Origin of the sequence: Rhodococcus sp. MSC1_016, assembly GCF_023667485.2 — a bacterium.
In the GTDB taxonomy this organism is placed as follows: domain Bacteria; phylum Actinomycetota; class Actinomycetes; order Mycobacteriales; family Mycobacteriaceae; genus Rhodococcus_F; species Rhodococcus_F oxybenzonivorans.
Map to the genome: position 1 here is coordinate 4,227,396 of NZ_JAMOZI020000001.1, position 15,243 is coordinate 4,242,638.

A 15,243-nucleotide genomic window follows, 5' to 3' on the forward strand; every position below is an offset into this window, starting at 1 on the left:
CTCAGCTCACCGCAACCTTGTGGCCGTTGGTCGAGGACGCCGGCGCCGGCGCCGCATCGCGGTACCGGCGGAGTTCCTGGCGCGCGATGGACCGCTTGTGGACCTCGTCGGGGCCGTCCGCCAGTCGCAGTGTGCGCTGGTGCGCCCAGGCCATGGCGAGCGGGAAGTCGTCGGTGACCCCGGCGCCGCCGTGCACCTGGATCGCCCGATCGATGATCTTCAGCGCAACGTTCGGCCCCACCACCTTGATCGCCGCGATCTCGGTGCGCGCCTCCTTGTTCCCGACCGTGTCCATGAGGTGAGCCGCCTTGAACGTGAGCAATCGGATCATCTCGATCTCGATCCGGGCCTCGGCAATCCAATCCTGAATATTGGCGTTCTCGCTGACCGGTTTCCCGAACGTCACCCGCGACGACGCACGCCGGCACATCAGCTCGAGCGCCCGCTCGGCCATCCCGATCGATCGCATGCAGTGGTGGATCCGGCCCGGCCCCAGTCGCGCCTGGGAGATCGCGAATCCCTCGCCCTCACCCTTGAGCACATCCTTGGTCGGAACCCGGACGTCGGCGAAGTCGATCTCCGCGTGGCCCTCTCGGTCCTGGTATCCGAACACCGGCAGTCCCCGCATCACCGTGACACCGGGGGCATCGATCGGGACCACCATCATCGACTGCTGCCGGTGCGGGGCCGCCGACGGATCGGTCTTGCCCATCACGATGAGCACCTTACAGTTGCGATGCAACGCGTTGGAGGCGAACCACTTCCGGCCGTTGAGCACATACTCGTCGCCGTCGCGGACCATCGAGAGTTCGACGTTGGTGGCGTCGGAACTTGCCACCGCCGGCTCGGTCATCGCGAACGCCGAGGCCATCGTCCCGTCGAGCAGCGGCTTGAGGTACTTCTCCTTGTGCTCCTCGGTGCCGAAGAGTTCGAGCACTTCCATGTTCCCGGTGTCGGGTGCATTGCAGTTGAACGCCTCCGGGGCGATGTGGCTGCGGCCCATGATCTCCGCCAACGGGGCGTACTCGAGGTTCGTCAGCCCCGGCCCGGAGTCGGGATGGGGGTGGAAGAGGTTCCACAACCCGCGGCTACGCGCCTCCGCCTTCAACTCCTCGAGGATCGGCGGCTGGAAGTGCGGATCGCCCGATTCGCGCATCTGCTCTTCGTACACCGCCTCCGCGGGATACACGTGGGAGTCCATGAACTCCAGTAGATCTGCCTGGTACTTCTTCGCGCGGTCAGAGATGTCGAACAGGGACACGGGAACTCCTTGTAGGTAGGGAGGGAAATGTGGGTGTGCGCTTGTCGAGGTGGCTCTGTACACCCTCGACGAGGTCTTCGCCTCGGAAGGAGTCGAACATCAGACCTTCCGCGCGGGACACGGAGTCGGCGTAGGCGCCGTCCGCGTCGGTCTGTAGTTGTTGTTTGATCACGGCCATCGAGGTCGGTGAGCACTGCGTGGCCAGCTGCTGGGCGTACGACACCGCCGCGGCGAGCACGTTTCCATCGACGATCAGGTGATCGACGAGTCCGATTCGCAGCGCTTCCTCTGCGTCGACCATCCGACTCGACAGCAGCAGATCCGCGGCGCGGCTTCGTCCGACCAACCGTGGCAGCATCCACGAGATTCCGTATTCGGCGATCAGCCCACGCTGAGCGAAGGCGGTGGTGAAACGCGCAGCCGGCGAAGCGAACCGGACATCACAATAGAGCGCCTCGACCATGCCGAGCCCTGCCGCGACGCCGTTGACCGCACCGATGAGCGGCTTGCGCAACTGCAGCGGGACGTCACGCGGCCGACGAACCGGCAGCTCGGTGACATCACCCACCGCCTGCAGGTCCGTCAGGTCGGCACCAGCACAGAACCCGCGGCCGGCACCCGTCACGACGACAGCACGCACGTCCGGGTCGTCTTCGGCTGCGTCGAGCAGATCGAAATAGCGGTCTTCGAGTTCGTCCGTCCAGGCGTTGAGTTTCGACGGCCGGTTGAACGTCAGAACCAGCACAGGTCCGCGGCGCTCGGCGAGCACCAAATCCTGTTGCGCACCCGTCATGCGTGTTCCAGCAGCGAGCTCTGGTAGCGGCGCATCCCGCGCAGCCAGCGGTCGTAGTCGGAACTCTTCTGCCGGTACATGGTGAGGACACTTTCGTGGGGCAAGATCAGGAATGTTTCCCGGTCGACGGCGTCCAGCACAATGTCGGCGACCTCCGCGGGCTGGAGCACGTCCCCCGCAGAGATCACGGCCCGTGTGGCCGCAACACCGAGCGGGTCCCCCGAGTCTTCACCCGAGCGCATCAACTTCGTCTCCACTCCCATCGGGCAGAGGCAGCTCACCCGGATTCCTCGGTCTCCGTAGGTGACCGACAGCCATTCGGCGAATGCGACGGCCGCGTGCTTGGTGACTGCGTAGGTGGCGGAGCCGATCTGGGTGAGTAAGCCCGCTGCAGACGCCGTCGTGACGAAGTAACCCTCACCGCGCTCGATCCACATGGGCACCAACTGCTGGGCGGCGCGGATGTGGGCACGGACGTTGACGTCGAAGGCTCGATCCCAGGCGGCGTCGTCGGCGTCGAGGCCCGGAGCTCCCCCGATCCCGGCGTTGGCGAAGTAGAGGTCGACCGGACCCAATTCGCTCTCTGCCCGCTCGATGACGCGCCGAATCTGCTCGGAGTCTGCGATATCCGCACCTTCCGCGAGAGCCGATCCGGGGTGCCGTTCATTGATGCGGTCCGCAACCGCGGTTGCTGCTTTCGGGTCGAGATCGGCCACAAGTACCCGCGCACCCCGTTCGGCGAGACGTTCGGCGATCGCCCCGCCGATCCCGTTTCCACCGCCGGTCACGATGGCGACCTTCCGTGCAACCTTCACAAGGCTTCCTCTCCTTCGCCGTGCATTGTGACTCGCATCCCTTTTTTGTATAGTCGAATCTGGCGTCAAGTTCAAGTGTAGAGGTCGCAATACCTGCGCGATAGTTATCGTTCTCTATCGTAGCGGCGAATGGCGATAATGGAAGGGGCAGGCGCGTCTCGTACAGCCGACGCTCACCCCCGCGCCCTACGACGAGTACCGCGAGGTGATCGTCGGCCCGTCCTTCGAGACCATGTAACTGATCACGAGTTCGCGGGAACGTAGGTCGTCTTTATTCTCGGGTTCGATCCCGAGCATCAGGTGCCCACACCGCTTTGTCCCAGGTGATGATCTCTGCGTCGATGGCCTTCTGTAGAACCGAATGGCCGGCGAGATAGTAGCCGTCGCGGTCGGGGTGAACGCCGAGGGCCACCGCGAGATCCTGGGCGTGGATGTGACCTCGCCGAAGGACGGTTCCGGCTTGCTGGCGTTCTTCCGATCGGCGAACTCGCCCACTCGGCGATCAGCATGCTCACCGATCGCGTCGGCGATTCGGGAAGCTGTACCGGCACAAGCGCTTTCTGCCTCCCGTGAGATCCGTGCGGCGCTCGGTAGCCAGAGATGTCGAACCGCCGGTCTACCACGTTCGCCGACCCACCGGCCGACCCCGATCGCACATCGAATGGCGTACCGGCCGGTGACCGTCACATCGGCGATCGTCCGACAGTCGTCGAATAGGCGGTCCGGAGGTTCCACAAGACGGGCTGGTCGCTACCGTGCCGGGGGCGCGGTTCGAACGACACCGGCGTGAGGGCTCGAGTTTCGACATGATTCTCGAGATGATGCCGCGGTGGATACCGCAGCCCTGACAGATGTCGGTGAACGTCTCGATTCGTTTGTCGATGAGGTGTTCTCGTCGCTTACGCGCAGGGATCAGTGGACGACAGCAGCGGTGTACGCACGGATTGATGCTCGACGGGCGCCGCAAGTCGATGCAGCCGATGGCCGAGCACCTGGGGTGTTTGGAGTGGCTGGCGCGCGCTCCGGACTGGCTGGCGCGGCGCCAGTTCGACCAGTGCCAGTCATGCACGAGGGCGTGTTCGACCGTACAGGCGGCGCGGCCCAAACAATCGCCGGATCTCGTTGACTGTCAGGGGTATTAGATCTCGGGCACCGACTGGAGATCCCCCTTTTGAGCGCCGCGGCGCAGGATCGTCAGGAAGGCAGCCGCGGTCATCGACAAAGTGATGTGCCGGTACCAGGCCGAGTACGCACGCACCTGGTAGTGGTCGAGTCCGGTCGCCCAGAACGCGGTGAACCCCGCTGACCACTCCAGCACCTCTGACTGCACATTGGATCAATTACCACAACGGTCCCGGTCACAAACTGTCGTTGCAGTACTAAATACCGAGCCGCAGCACCCGTCCCGTCGTCGTTCTCGGCGGACCATGACCCGTTGCTCCAGCACGGCAGCACCACCACCGCCTCGCGGCCGTGGCGACGATGGGCCCCTGAACAGGTACCTACCTAGGTATATACCCGCGTGTGCCGCAGCAGGCCCAGCGGGCATGCTCGAGCCCAAGCGCAATGTGGTTTTGCACACTTTTCCGCCCGTCTGATAGAAGGAGCACACCAACGCGCTGTGGCAGCTATTCACCCCGTAGAACGCCTACACCGTTGAAGAGACCATTTTATTTTTGCCCGCCGCCGGAGTCGGCCGTCGAGCGGCGCTGGTTCGAGGAGAACCGGAGCTCGTCATACAGCGCCGAAGAACTGATCGTGGCGACTGCCTGAACAGGCAATGCACAAGACACCTACTGGAATGGAGAAGCCGATGCGTGAAGATATCGAGTTCGACGCTGAGGGAGTGACGCTGCGGGGCTGGTTCTACAGACCTGACGACGCGTCCGGAGAGCTGCCGTGCATCATCTTGACGCACGGGTTCTCGTGTACCAAGGAGATGGGTCTCGAACCCTTCGCCGAGGTGTTCACCGCCGCGGGGTTCGCTTGCGTGGTCTATGACCACCGGGGGTTCGGTGCATCGGGCACGGCTCCGGGCAAGCCGCGGCAGGAGATCGACCCGTGGGACCAGATCCACGACTGCCAGCACGCGATCACGTACGCGCAGGACCGGCCCGAGGTCGACGCCTCGCGGATCGGGGTGTGGGGTTCGAGCTACTCGGGCGGGAACGCGTTCGTGGTCGCGGCGATCGATCGCCGCGTGAAGGCCGTGTGCGGTCAGGTGCCCGGGGTCTCGATGCGGCGCGCATTCGAGGCGGGTGTGCCCGAGGAGTTCTGGCAGGCGGCATGGGACGGGCAGGCCGCCGATCGCCTCGCGCGAGCCCGAGGAGAGGCACCGGCGATGATTCCGGTGGTCACCGCGGACCCGACGCAGCCGGCAGCCCTACCGACGCCCGATGCCTACGCGTTCTTCTCGGCTTACGAGGGGACCGCGTGGCGCAACGAGGTGACGATGCGCTCGTTGGAGCTGAACTACGAGCCAGGCCAGTTCCTCAAGTTCGTCGCTCCTACCCCGCTGCTGATGGTGGTTGCCGAGGACGACAACATTGTGACGCCGGCCGAGTGGGCCAAGGAGGCGTTCGAGACCGCGGCCGAACCCAAACGTCTCGTCTCGATCCCCGGCGGCCACTTCGACGCATACACCGGTCACCCCTTCGAGCTCTCCTCGGGCGCGGCACGCGACTGGTTCCTCGAACACCTGGCGCAGAAGGTCACCCCGGCATCGGTCTGACATCTAGGGCCTACCCCGCTGCGGTCCTGGCAATAAGCGGGTACGGAGCGGGACTACGGCTGGAAAATGATCATCAGCGAGTTGCCGGCCGATCCGGAAGATCAACGGGTTCTCCCCGCCGCCGTTCAGCTCGTCGCGGAGGTGCTGCGGCGGTAGGAAAACAACCCGAGCGCCGCGACGGCAACTACATCGGTGCATGAGGCCCTCGACAAGATGCCCAGCGTTTTGCGATCTCGCGGCGAGCGGGGTCGGCATCCCGAACTACAAGGTTTCGTCCGATCTGGGCGTGGCCACCACAAGTGTGAGCACTCGTTTCACAATCAAAAGGAGAAATAGTCATGCCGTTTTGGAGAATCCACCACCCCGTTGGGGCCTACACCGACCAGGACAAGGAGGACTTCGCGAAGGCCATCACAGCTCGCTACGCGGCAGAAATGCCGGCCTTCTACTGCGACGTGTTCTTCTACGAGGTCGAGAAAAGGAACGCGTTCAGGGGTGGCGAGGCCGTCGACAACTTTGTTCGCCTCCAGGTGGAACACATCGCACGAGCGATAGATGGCAAGGTGATGCAGGAGTTCATCATGGACATGCTGACCGAGACCATCAGGCCTTGGCTCGACGGCCGGGGACACGATTGGGAAATAAGCATCGGGGAGATGCCGGCCGAGCTGTGGAGGGTCGACGGGTTCACTCCGCCGCCGTTCCGCTCACCGGCGGAGCAGCGGTGGATGAAGGACAACAAATCATCCCCGTACGACTGGACCGAAACGGTCGGTCTTAACGCGGATGGCCAGATCGTGGGGTTGGTCGATCCCAGGGGCTGAATACCGAGCGACCCACAGTCTGACCAACGCTCCGTAATCCCGGCCCGGGTCTCTGTGCCCCCACAGACCCGGGCCGTCGGCCCGTTCGAGCAACAGCAAAAGGCGAGAACCATGCCTTTACGCACGCCGACCTGCCCGTAAGTCTGGGTGCGCTTGCGTGGTCGTGGTCGTGGTCGTGGCCGATGTTCGAGTGTGAGGCGAAAGTTGGACCCGATCAACATTTTCCGGCTCCGCGCCTACTTGTCACGGGCGGCTCATCGGACATCGAGTGGTCGGTAGCCCGGATGATTGCGCTTGCCGGGCTGTCGGCATCTTCGGTCGAAATGCGGACACGCTCAGCAAGGCCGTCGAGGAACTCGGCGGATCTGGTGAGGGCCGCGTGTTCTCGGCAATAGCCGACGTGGCAGACGAATGACACTATTGGCTTTTAAAATGGTAGGGATCGCTCTCTACGGTAGCGGGCGATCACATGGAGAGGCAGAAATCACACATGCACGCACTCGAAGTCGCCAACGATCCCGGCGAGGCGTTTACTCGCGCACTACACGCTGCGACCCTGTGCGAGGCGTTCCAGATCACCGCGGCAGCGCGGGCCGACCAAGTCGCTCTGCGCACTGTCGACGGAGGCGTCTCACTGACGTTCGCCGCACTCTCGTCGAGAGTCCGACGCCTGACGGCCGGCTTGGCGGCGCTGGGTGTTCGGCGCGGCGACACCGTCGGCATCATGCTCACGAATCGGCCGGAGTTCCACATCGTCGACCTGGCCGCCATGCACCTCGGTGCCCTGCCGTTCTCGATCTACAACACGTCCGCACACAATCAGATCGAATATCTGTTTGGTGATGCCGGAAACCGGATCGTGATCACCGAGCGAGCGTTCGTCGACCGCCTCGTGGCCGTGCGCGATGGCGGCACCCCGCTCGACCTGATCGTCGTGGTCGACGGCGCACCGGAGGGGACGCTCAGCCTCGATGACGTGGAAGCAGCGGGCGACCCGGACTTCGATTTCAACGCAACGTGGTCGGCGGTCGCTCCTGATGACCTCCTGACTCTCATCTACACCTCGGGCACCACAGGCCCACCCAAGGGTGTGGAACTCACTCATCACAACCTGATGAGTCAAGTTCGTGCGCTCCAACAGGCAATGCCCACCACACCGGGCGGTCGCTTCGTCTCCTTCCTTCCCTCCGCGCACATCGGTGATCGGTGGGGTGCGCACTATTGCGCTCTGATTATCTGGGGATTCACAGTCACGCCACATCCGGTCGGCGGCGAGATACTGGACGTCGTGGAGCAGGTGCGTCCGACGGTGTTCCAGCCGGTGCCCCGTATCTGGGAGAAGGCCAAGGCCAAAGTGGAGGCTCAGCTCGAGGCCGACCCCAACTGGGCACGGCGCGCACTGCTGCGCTGGGCCATCGACATCGGGATCAAGAAGGCACAGGCCGCACGCGAAAACCGTTCTCTCGGCAGCATCTTCGACATTCAGGCATCGGTCGCGGCCGCGCTCATCGGCGACAGGTTTCGTCGGATGCTGGGCTTGGAGAAGATAGACTGGGTCCTCTCTGGATCGGCCCCGACTCCCCGCGACGTGTTCGCGTTCTTCTCGGCAATCGGTATTCCCATCTGCGAAGTGTGGGGCATGAGCGAAACGTCCCTCGCCATCACCGTCAATCCGCGCGACGCCATCCGGGAGGGCACGGTGGGGCTACCCCTGCCCGGAATCGAGGTGAAAGTCGCCGAGGACGGGGAGCTGCTCGTCCGTGGGGCGACCGTCATGCGTGGCTACCGGAACAAGCCCGACCAGACCGCCGAGGCGATCGATAAAGACGGGTGGCTCCATACCGGTGACATCGGGACGGTCGACGAGGACGGCTACGTGCGGATCGTCGATCGCAAGAAGGAGATCATCATCAATGCGGCCGGTAAGAACATGTCCCCGGCGAATATCGAGTCACGGTTGCGGTCGAGCAGCCCGTTGATCGGGCAGGTCGCCTGTATCGGTGACGGACGGCTGTACAACGTCGCGTTGATCACCCTCGACCCCGACGCGGCTGCCGGGAGATCGGCAAGCGATCCCGCCGTTATCGCCGAGGTTGCAGCCGGGGTCGACCTTGCAAACTCTCAACTTTCCAGGGTGGAGCAGATCAAGAAGTTCAGGGTGGTCGAGGATTACTGGCTGCCCGGAAGTGACGTGCTCACACCCACGATGAAGATCAAACGCAGGAATGTCACGACAAGGTACGCCACTCAGATCGACGACCTCTACTCGACATAGACGTGCCCGGCACAGGGGGCGACGCTGAACGCACGAACACCCGTCGACGAAGGAGTCGTGCCGGTGGTGACTTCCAACCTGAGAAGGGCAGTTTCGTTCTGCCGTTCCACCTTCGGTGACTCTTCACCATTCTGTCCGACGGGCACTGTGACGCAACATCACGAAAGCGGTGCGTGCTCAGGTCCCCGAGATACGCGAAAAGGCCTGGGCCCCTTGCTTTCTGAGTGTGATAGATATTACACTCTCCATAGCGCTGGCCGGCAGACCACGGCCGCCAAAGTCAACCAACCCCGAACATCTGGAGGACACATGACCATCGACGCTCACCCCACTGCGGTCGCACCGCCAATTCGCGCGACGGTGTACGTCGGCAGGTGGCTCGAAATTTCCAGCCCGTTCCCGGGGCCGGATACCGGCACCTTTCCGCCCGCCACGTCCACCATCGTGAGCGGTCCTACCGAAGCAGTACTCATCGATGCCCAATATCTTAAAGAGGACGTCCGGGACCTCGGCGACCTCATCGAGCGCACCGGGAAAACACTCACTACGATTTACGTTACCCATGCACATCCCGACCACTACCTCGGGATCGGCCCGCTGATGGAACGGTTCCCCGAAGCGAAATGCATTGCGCTGCCGCACATCGTGGAGGAGATGAGAAAGAACGGCGAAGAGTTTGCCGAACAGTTTGGACAGATGTTCGGCGATGCGGTCGTGACAGGTGACGCTCTTCCCGAGCCGTTCGACGGCGACACGTTCTTCGTCGACGGTTCGCCACTGAAGATCATCGAGGTCGAACAAGCCGACATCAGCCCCACCACGATCGTGCACATACCGGCCATCGACACTGTTGTGACCGGCGACGCGATCTACAACGAGATCCATCCCATGCTCGGGTTGTCGACAGCCGACGATTGGCCGAACTGGCTCGAAACCGTCGACATCGTAGAGAACCTGAAGCCGCGGAAGATCGTCGCCGGACACCGTCGACCCGACGGCGACGACTACGCAGTCGACAGGATGATTCAACAAACCCGTTCCTACATCAAAGAATTCGCGGCCGCGTACGACGTAGCGAAGGATGCTCAAGACCTCATCGCCATCATGTCCGCGAAGTTCCCGCACCACGGCAACGAATGGACCCTGACGTTCTCGGCCCTCTCTGCGATAGAGATGCGAACCACGGCTGGCGCGCCCTCCGGCCAGTAGCCGCCCAGCTGCCCCCTCGTCGACGCTCAAAGGTTCGAAACTCCTTCGAGGGGACCGCGAGATCGGCAGCGTGAAGCCTGTCCGTGCGCTTGTCGTGGTCGGCAGTGACGACCCGGACGGTGCGGCGCGGGTGGACACCGCGCCGTCCGGGGCCCCCGACGCAGACGACCGGGAACTGCGCGCCGATGAGGAGTTCATTCGCCATCCATTCGCTCGCAACCGACGCATTCAACTACACAGTTCACAGCGAACCGGGAATCTACAAGTCCATTGACGGACCAACGGTCCGATTCAACATCGAGGTTCCGCCGGAACGGTCCCGGGTCCCGACCCGGCCTCGTCCTCATCCCCGCAGCCGCCCGCAAGGTTCAGATCCCCCTGATCGCCAGCGGCGGCTTCGCCACCGGCAGCGGCCTGGTCGCCGCCCTCGCCCTGGGCGCATCCGCAGTCAACATGGGCACCCGCTTCGTCGCCTCCACCGAAGCCCCCGTCCACCAAAACGTGAAAGACCAGATCGTCGCCAACGACGAACGCGCGACCCAACTGGTATTCCGCGAGTTCAACAGCACCGCCCGGGTGGCCCGCAACACGATCTCGGAGGAAATCGCCCGCCGCTCCGCACAACCCGGCGCCACCCTCGCCGACCTCGCCTCAGGAGCACGCGGACGCGTGGCAGGATCTCGACCCGCGACGGAAGAGCGCCCACGGTGTCGTCACCCCATGTCACTCACGGTATTGACGTGGTAGTGATCGCTCTCTATCGTAGCGGCTGTGGCACTACGCGAGAGGCAGACATCACACATGCAGGCAACCAGCACCGCCGACACATCTACCGGTGAGGCGTTCGAACGCGCGCTGCACGCGAACACTGTGTGCGAGGCGTTCCAGATCACCGCGGCCGCCCGCGCGGACCAGGTTGCCGTGCGCACCGCCGATGACGGTGTCTCGCTGACGTTCGGCACTCTCGCCGAGCGGGTGCGGCGGGTCGCGGCCGGTCTCGCGGCCCTGGGCGTCGAGCGCGGGGACACGGTGGGCATCATGCTCACCAACCGGCCCGAGTTCCATCTGGTGGACCTCGCTGCGATGCACCTCGGTGCCCTTGCCTTCTCGATCTACAACACCTCGGCGCACGATCAGATCGAGTATCTCTTCGCCGACGCCGGTAACCGCATCGTGATCACCGAGCGTGCGTTCGTCGACCGGCTGACCGCTGTCCGTGACGGCGGCACCCCGATCGATCACCTGATCGTCGTCGACGGCGCACCGGACGGCACCCTGAGCCTCGAGGAGGTGGAGGCGGGCGGCGACGAGCACTTCGACTTCGAGGCAGCCTGGTCGGCGGTCCGCCCCGACGACGTCCTCACCCTGATCTACACCTCCGGCACCACGGGACCGCCCAAGGGAGTCGAACTCACCCATCACAACATGATGACCAAGATCCGTGCCCTGCAGCAGATCTTGCCCGTCACGCCGGGGGGCCGCACCATCTCGTTCCTGCCCGCCGCGCACATCGGTGATCGGTGGAGCGGACACTATTCGCCGCTGGCGGTGTGGGGTTTCACCGTCACCACGTGCGCGGACGCACGCAAGGTGATGGAGATCGCGCAGCAGCTTCGCCCGACGGTGTTCCTGCCGGTGCCGCGGATGTGGGAGAAGGCGAAGGCGGCCGTGGAGGCGGACATCGACGCCGACCCCAACGTCGCGCGCCGCACGCTGACGCGTTGGGCCATCGACACCGGGATCAAGAAGGCCCGTACCGAGCAGGACGGCCGGTCCGTCGGCCCGATACTCGACCTGCAGGCGAAAATCGCCGACACGCTCGTCGGCTCGAAGATCCGCCGCAAGCTCGGGCTGGACCAGTCCGAATGGTTCCTGACCGGATCGGCGCCCACCCCGCGCGATGTGTTCGAATTCTTCGCCGCCGTCGGGATCCCGATCTGCGAGCTGTGGGCGATGAGCGAGACGTCCTGCGTGATGACCGTCAACCCGAAGGACCGCAACCGGGTGGGCACGGTCGGAGTACCGATCCCCGGGCTCGAGGTCAAGCTCGCTCCCGACGGAGAGCTCCTCGTGCGCAGCCAGACCGTGATGCGGGGCTACCGCAACAAGCCCGAGCAGACCGCCGAGGCCATCGATTCCGAGGGGTGGCTGCACACCGGCGACATCGGCACGATCGACGACGACGGCTACGTACGGCTGGTGGACCGCAAGAAGGACATCATCATCAACGCCGCCGGCAAGAACATGTCGCCCGCGAACATCGAGACCTGGCTCAGATCCTCGAGCCCCCTGATCGGGCAGGCGGCGTGCATCGGCGACGGCCGACCCTACAACGTCGCCCTGATCACGCTCGACCCCGACGGCGCCGCCGGGAAAGCGGCAGACGATCCCGCCACCATCGCCGAGGTCGCGGCCGGTGTGGAGCTCGCCAACAGCCACCTCTCCCGCGTCGAACAAATCAAAAAATTCACGATCGTCGCCGAGCCGTGGCTACCCGGCAGCGACGAACTCACCCCCACCATGAAGATCAAACGCAGAAACGTCGTCACCAAATACGCCACACAAATCGAGGAACTCTACGCGAAGTAACCATCGCACCAGCGCCGGGACAGCTCCCACAACCCCACCGGCGAAACACACCCGATACCTTATTCACGCTCTTTCACAGAAGGGCTACGGTCGCCAGACCCGGTATGACTCCTTGCCCCTGTCTCTCGCATGATCCGGGGGGGTGGTGTCGCCGGGGGTGGTGGCGTCGACGGACCGCTGATAGCGACAGGGCCAACCGAAATTGAGTAGGCCTCTTCGTAACGTGGGTGCCGGGCGTCGATGCCGGATCGGCGACCGGCCGACCGAGACACACGGGACGAGCCCGAATCGACTCGAACTATGCCGTGTACTGCGGCATCGAGGTCAGCGAGGGCGAGTACCACGCCGTCGGACTGACCGCCGCCGGAAAGAAGATCTACGACAAGGCGTTACCGAACGACGAAGCGAAGCTGCGGGCGGTGTTCGGCCGCCTGGCCAGCCACGGATCGGTGCTGGTGGTCGTCGACCAACCCAATACGATCGGCGCCCTACCGGTCACCGTGCCCGCGTAGGCGGCCACGACGTCGGCTACCTGCCCAGACTGGCGATGCGCCGCATCGTCGAAGTCGAGGTCCTCGTCGGGTTCGACGACGACCTCGCCGGCGAGGCCACCCGGGTCAGCAACCGCATCCGAGACCCGCTCACCTCCATCCACCCCGCCCTCGAGCGGGTCCTCGGGCCCCGCATCGCCCATCCGGCGGTGCTCGAGATCCTCTCCCGCTGCGGCGGGCCAACCGGAATCCGGTAGGCCTGCAAGCGCAAGCTCACAACGATCGCGTTCAAGCACGCACCCCGAATAGGCGCCAGGTTGGCCACCGACATCCTTGCCGCCCTCGACCAGCAGACCGTGGTGGTGCCCGGCACCACGGCCACCGAAACCGTTCTTCCCAAACTCGCCGGCACCCTGAAAGAGACTCTTCAGCAACGGAAAGCGGTCGACGCGGACGCGGAGAGGGTCGTCGATGACCACCCTCTTTCCCCGGTCCTGACCTCGATGCCCGGCATCGGCGTCAGGACTGCAGCTCGAATCCTGATCGAGGTCGGCGACGGCTCCGCCTTCCCGTCCGCCGCGCACCTGGCGGCCTATGCCGGCATCGCCCCTGTCACCCGAAAGCCGGGCTCATCGATCCATGGTGAGCACCCGGCCCCGCTCTGGCAACAAGAAACTCTAACGCGGCCTGTTCCTGTGCGCCTTCGACGCCCTCCACGACCCCACCAGTCGCGCCTACCACGACAAAAGGCGCGCCGCGAAGAAAAAACACAACGCGGCCCTGATCTGCCTCGCCCGACGCCGCTGCGACGTTCTCTACGCCATGCTCGAGAACAAGGAACTCTACCGGAATCCAATTCCCTCAGCGGCTTGACGCAAACCATAGGGACACCCCCCTCGAGCGTGGCATGCACCAACGCGGACCACTGACCCGGCGAACCGCCCGTCCTCAACGGGGCGACGATTCCACTGCTGATCGTCGAGCCGCCCCCACCCAGGGCCTACAGATCAGCTTCCCCTCTGGGTGAAAGTAGTTCGCCAGAAACGACTGCAGCGCCATGGTCCAGGCAATCCCCGGCGGTGTTGCCGTTGTCGTGGACACCGGTCGATCCCGAACAACCTCGGTCCCGCGCCGTCACGGGCCGCCCAATTCGACACCGGTACATTGCTTTTCAGCAGTGCGCTCGGCCCGGTGCGCCAATGCCCTCGCGCTGATGTTCCTGCATTCGCCAGACGGCGGTCGCCGCCGGCCGCCGACGTGTCTCACCGCAGCGCGGCCGGTGTCGTTGTCGATGCGAGTTCGTGGCGGCGCAGGATCCCCACCAGTTCGGGCAGAATCGAGGCCGGCCGCTTGCCCACACACGCATCCGACACCACTCCCTAAACATCAGTGCGGCAATCCCTTTCGGTTCACACCAGGACGTGCACGCGACGGTCGGGGATGTGACGATTTCCGCCGGCAGCGGAACCCCCCTGCGCCGTGCCGGCAGTGACACAGGCCTTCTGTGATGAAATCCACGCACATCATTGACAAGAGAGATTGCTCACTCTACTGTCGAGAATGTGCTGATCACGACGACTCCCGGTCAGACCCCACGAGGGAGCCTGACCGTCGACCCGATCACCGAATAAGCACACCGGCGCACCCCGCGCGATCCCGCTAAACGTTCACCACGGCGAAGAGTTCGAGGTCGGCGCCGCTGACGAACCGTTTGCATTTTGGCCCACCAGATCACAAGGAGCACCAATGCCGCTGTGGCAGCTGTTCACCCCGAAGAATGCCTACACGAAGGAAGAGAAGGCTGATCTGGCGAAAAAGATCAGCGATATCTATTCCGGACCCACGTCGAAGGAGAACTTCGGCTTCGAGCTCCCGCGGTTCTACACCACGGTGGTCTTCCACGAGATCGAAGCGGACTCGTTCTTCGTCGGCGGTCAGTCCCATGACAAATTCATCCAGATCGAGGTTGTCCACATCGCCCGCACCAACGAGGGGGCCGCGGCGCTGATGGGGATTTCCGTCGAGCAGATCCTGGAGAACTACTTCGCGATGGTCAGCGAGGTGCTCAAGCCGTACATCGCGGACCGTGGATACGAGGTTGAGTTCCACGTCGAGACAGCGCCGTTCGAAACCTGGAAGATCGACGGCATGACGCCGCCGCCCCCGGAGTCACCGGCCGAGCGGCGCTGGTTCAAGGAGAACCGGAGCTCGTCGTACAGCGCCGACGAACTGATCGTGGCGACTTCCTGAACAGG

10 protein-coding genes and 5 pseudogenes are annotated in these 15,243 nt (G+C 64.1%); 10 read left to right on the forward strand and 5 right to left on the reverse strand.

The features are described from left to right. Position 1: 1 nt before the first annotated feature. The 4 genes from L1080_RS19560 to L1080_RS19575 all read right to left on the reverse strand — a co-directional run bounded on the left by L1080_RS19560 (position 2) and on the right by L1080_RS19575 (position 3,281). On the reverse strand, positions 2-1,261 hold the full coding sequence (locus L1080_RS19560) for an acyl-CoA dehydrogenase family protein (RefSeq protein WP_250777707.1): 1,260 nt from the start codon (positions 1,259-1,261) through the stop codon (positions 2-4). Beyond that, a complete protein-coding gene (locus L1080_RS19565) occupies positions 1,239-2,054 on the reverse strand; it encodes an enoyl-CoA hydratase-related protein (protein ID WP_250777703.1) in 816 nt (271 codons plus the stop codon). The genes L1080_RS19560 and L1080_RS19565 overlap by 23 nt, the downstream gene beginning before the upstream one ends. Next, a complete protein-coding gene (locus L1080_RS19570; RefSeq protein WP_250777700.1) occupies positions 2,051-2,869 on the reverse strand; it encodes an SDR family oxidoreductase in 819 nt (272 codons plus the stop codon). Before L1080_RS19570 ends, L1080_RS19565 begins: the two co-directional genes overlap by 4 nt. Positions 2,870-3,140: 271 nt before the next feature. Continuing rightward, positions 3,141-3,281, reverse strand: a complete 141-nt coding sequence (locus L1080_RS19575) for a hypothetical protein (protein ID WP_201453671.1) — start codon at positions 3,279-3,281, stop codon at positions 3,141-3,143. Between L1080_RS19575 and L1080_RS19580 the strand changes: the two are divergent. Beyond that, positions 3,255-3,351 (forward strand): annotated as a pseudogene (locus L1080_RS19580) (hypothetical protein); the annotation flags it as partial. The gene L1080_RS19575 and the pseudogene L1080_RS19580 overlap by 27 nt on opposite strands. A 347-nt stretch (positions 3,352-3,698) precedes the next feature. After that, positions 3,699-3,867 (forward strand): annotated as a pseudogene (locus tag L1080_RS19585) (transposase); the annotation flags it as partial. Between the two features lie 140 nt (positions 3,868-4,007). On the opposite strand, the pseudogene L1080_RS19590 reads toward L1080_RS19585, so the two are convergent. Beyond that, positions 4,008-4,148 (reverse strand): annotated as a pseudogene (locus L1080_RS19590) (IS701 family transposase); the annotation flags it as partial. Between the two features lie 534 nt (positions 4,149-4,682). On the opposite strand from L1080_RS19590, the gene L1080_RS19595 reads away from it, so the two are divergent. From L1080_RS19595 to L1080_RS19630, 8 genes and pseudogenes are all read left to right on the forward strand, one after another. Further along, complete coding sequence (locus tag L1080_RS19595; protein WP_159919693.1) at positions 4,683-5,600, forward strand: alpha/beta hydrolase; 918 nt, start codon at positions 4,683-4,685, stop codon at positions 5,598-5,600. 338 nt (positions 5,601-5,938) lie between these two features. Further along, entirely contained in the window at positions 5,939-6,424 is a 486-nt protein-coding gene (locus tag L1080_RS19600) for a tautomerase family protein (RefSeq protein WP_159919691.1), read from the forward strand. A gap of 490 nt (positions 6,425-6,914) precedes the next feature. After that, complete coding sequence (locus L1080_RS19605; protein ID WP_250777697.1) at positions 6,915-8,699, forward strand: AMP-dependent synthetase/ligase; 1,785 nt, start codon at positions 6,915-6,917, stop codon at positions 8,697-8,699. 309 nt (positions 8,700-9,008) lie between these two features. Continuing rightward, on the forward strand, positions 9,009-9,908 hold the full coding sequence (locus tag L1080_RS19610) for an MBL fold metallo-hydrolase (protein WP_159926921.1): 900 nt from the start codon (positions 9,009-9,011) through the stop codon (positions 9,906-9,908). Between the two features lie 330 nt (positions 9,909-10,238). Beyond that, a pseudogene (locus tag L1080_RS19615) lies at positions 10,239-10,577 on the forward strand (NAD(P)H-dependent flavin oxidoreductase); the annotation flags it as partial. 132 nt (positions 10,578-10,709) lie between these two features. Then, complete coding sequence (locus L1080_RS19620) at positions 10,710-12,497, forward strand: AMP-dependent synthetase/ligase (protein ID WP_459031374.1); 1,788 nt, start codon at positions 10,710-10,712, stop codon at positions 12,495-12,497. Between the two features lie 287 nt (positions 12,498-12,784). Continuing rightward, positions 12,785-13,861, forward strand: a pseudogene (locus tag L1080_RS19625) (transposase). Between the two features lie 873 nt (positions 13,862-14,734). Then, positions 14,735-15,238 carry a tautomerase family protein gene (locus L1080_RS19630; RefSeq protein ID WP_250770640.1) on the forward strand — a complete coding sequence of 168 codons (504 nt, stop codon included), beginning with the start codon at positions 14,735-14,737 and terminating at the stop codon, positions 15,236-15,238. Positions 15,239-15,243: the final 5 nt, after the last annotated feature.

What these genes read in the sequence shown, in the direction of transcription:
- L1080_RS19610 (WP_159926921.1), top strand. Translation starts at nt 9,009, where the DNA reads ATGACCATCGACGCTCACCCCACTGCGGTCGCACCGCCAATTCGCGCG.
- L1080_RS19630 (WP_250770640.1), top strand. Translation starts at nt 14,735, where the DNA reads ATGCCGCTGTGGCAGCTGTTCACCCCGAAGAATGCCTACACGAAGGAA.
- L1080_RS19565 (WP_250777703.1), bottom strand. Translation starts at nt 2,054, where the DNA reads ATGACGGGTGCGCAACAGGATTTGGTGCTCGCCGAGCGCCGCGGACCT.
- L1080_RS19620 (WP_459031374.1), top strand. Translation starts at nt 10,710, where the DNA reads ATGCAGGCAACCAGCACCGCCGACACATCTACCGGTGAGGCGTTCGAA.
- L1080_RS19600 (WP_159919691.1), top strand. Translation starts at nt 5,939, where the DNA reads ATGCCGTTTTGGAGAATCCACCACCCCGTTGGGGCCTACACCGACCAG.
- L1080_RS19595 (WP_159919693.1), top strand. Translation starts at nt 4,683, where the DNA reads ATGCGTGAAGATATCGAGTTCGACGCTGAGGGAGTGACGCTGCGGGGC.
- L1080_RS19605 (WP_250777697.1), top strand. Translation starts at nt 6,915, where the DNA reads ATGCACGCACTCGAAGTCGCCAACGATCCCGGCGAGGCGTTTACTCGC.